Source organism: Streptococcus sanguinis SK355, assembly GCF_000212855.1.
GTDB lineage: Bacteria > Bacillota > Bacilli > Lactobacillales > Streptococcaceae > Streptococcus > Streptococcus sanguinis_A.
Genome location: NZ_GL890995.1, coordinates 1 through 2,337, shown reverse-complemented (window position 1 = coordinate 2,337; position 2,337 = coordinate 1). Strand labels below are relative to the sequence as shown.

At 52.9% G+C, this 2,337-nt stretch carries 1 protein-coding gene; it reads left to right on the top strand.

Annotated elements, in window-relative coordinates; translation table 11 throughout:
- Positions 1-2,337: type VII secretion protein EssC (gene essC / locus HMPREF9389_RS00055; RefSeq protein ID WP_002931498.1), on the top strand; the 2,337-nt coding region annotated here is incomplete at both ends.

Below are 2,337 nucleotides of genomic sequence, written 5' to 3'. Positions count from 1 at the left end.
GACCTGGGCTGCTCACTCATCTTCGTGCAGGATGTGATGAGCTCACTGTCTGAGAATATCAAGACGGTTGTCAATATCAAGGACCGCAACACTGGTCAGTTGGTCATGGAAGAGGGAATCCTCAGAGAAATTGACTTCCGCTTGGATCATTTCCCAGAAGGTTATGACAAGGAGCGTATTGCTCGGACCTTGGCACCGCTCAATCACTTGCAGAATCTCAAGAGCTCAATCCCTGATACGGTCACCTTTATGGAGATGTATGGGGCAGAGACCTTCTCGGACCTGCAAGTTTTGCAAAAGTGGCAACAGAATGCACCTTATAAGAGCTTGGCAGTACCTATCGGCCTGCGGGGTAAGGAAGACTTGGTCTACCTCAACCTGCATGAAAAGGCTCATGGCCCGCACGGGTTGATTGCCGGGACAACGGGATCTGGGAAGTCAGAGACCATCCAGTCCTATATCCTGAGTCTGGCCGTCAACTTCCACCCACACGATGTGGCCTTTCTCCTCATTGACTACAAGGGTGGGGGAATGGCCAACCTCTTCAAGAACCTGCCTCATCTCTTGGGAACCATTACCAACTTGGACGGAGCCCAATCCATGCGAGCGCTGGCTTCCATCAATGCGGAGATTCACCGCCGGGAGCGGCTCTTCAGAGAGTTTGAAGTCAATCATATCAACCAATATCAAAAGAAATTTAAAAACGGGGAAGCAACTGAACCCCTGCCCCATCTCTTTCTCATCTCGGATGAGTTCGCAGAGCTCAAGGTTAACCAGCCTGACTTTATCAAGGAGCTGGTATCTATCGCTCGGGTCGGGCGTTCCCTCGGGGTCCACTTGATCCTGGCTACTCAGAAGCCCTCTGGGGTGGTGGATGACCAGATCTGGTCCAACTCCCGCTTTAAGCTGGCACTTAAGGTAGCAGATCGGACAGACTCGATGGAAATGCTTAAGACACCAGATGCGGCAGAGATTACCCAGACAGGTCGGGCCTATCTGCAGGTTGGCAATAATGAAGTCTATGAACTCTTCCAGTCAGCCTGGTCAGGGGCAGACTACCAGCCGGATAAGGACGAGATGGGAATCGAAGACCATACTATCTACCTGATCAATGACCTGGGTCAATACGAAGTGCTCAATCAAGACCTGTCAGGTCTTGACTTAGCCGAGGATATCAAGGAAGTACCGACGGAGCTGGAGGCCATTGTCAGTCAGATTCAACTATTGACAGAGAGCCAGCAAATCCCACCGGTACCACAGCCGTGGCTGCCACCGCTTAAAGAGCGGATGACCCTGCAGGAGCTGGAACCGATCCAGCCGCAGGAAGCCTGGGAGCAGAAGAAGCCGGTCTCCGTCCTTCTTGGAATGGCGGATATTCCGCAGGCGCAGAAGCAAGAGCCCGTCTCTGTCAACCTGTCCAAGGATGGGCATATCCTGCTCTACGGAAGTCCTGGTACGGGGAAGACAACCTTCCTGCAAAGTGCGGCCATGGACTTGGCTCGCAAGTTCAGTCCCAAAGATGTCACCCTCTACCTGATGGACTTCGGGACCAATGGTCTGGCACCACTGGGCCAATTACCGCAGGTGGCTGATACCCTGCTTTTGGATCAGACGGAGAAGATTGCCAAGTTTGTACGTATCATGGAACGGGAACTCAACCGGCGTAAGAAGCTCTTGTCTGACTATGGTGTTGGTACACTAGAGCTCTACCGTCAGGCTAGCGGTCAGCAAGAGCCGGCAATTGTCATCCTACTGGATAGCTATGAGTCCATGAAGGAAGAGGCCTATGAAGCAGAGCTCTTCAAGCTCTTGGTGCGGATCTCCCGTGAAGGTCTCAGTATCGGTGTTCACCTCTTGGTGACAGCGGGCCGTCAGTCCAACCTTCGGGCACAGTTTTACGCCAACTTCAAGCACCAGCTGAGTCTGCCGCAGAATGATGTGGGAGAAGTCCGCTCCATCGTGGGCTCTACCCCTCTGGCGGCGACCATGGAAGACATCAAGGGCCGGGCACTCATGAAGCGTGACGAAGTCGATGTTATCCAGCTGGCTTTGCCAGTAGCGGGTGCCAATGATGCACAAGTCCTCAACAACTTGCGTCAGGAAGTCGCTTCTCTCCAAGAAGCTTGGACCGGACAACGCCCAAGTGCTATTCCGATGGTACCAGAGGAGTTGACGGAGGCGGACTTCTATAGTCGGGCTAGTGTCCAAGCTGCTTACGAGCAAGGTCTCGTACCGCTAGGACTGGATATGGAGACGGTTGAGCCAATTACTTGGAATCTCTCTAAGGGTAATCTTCTCTACTTGACAGACAAGGAAGAGCAGATGAGTGCTTTGACT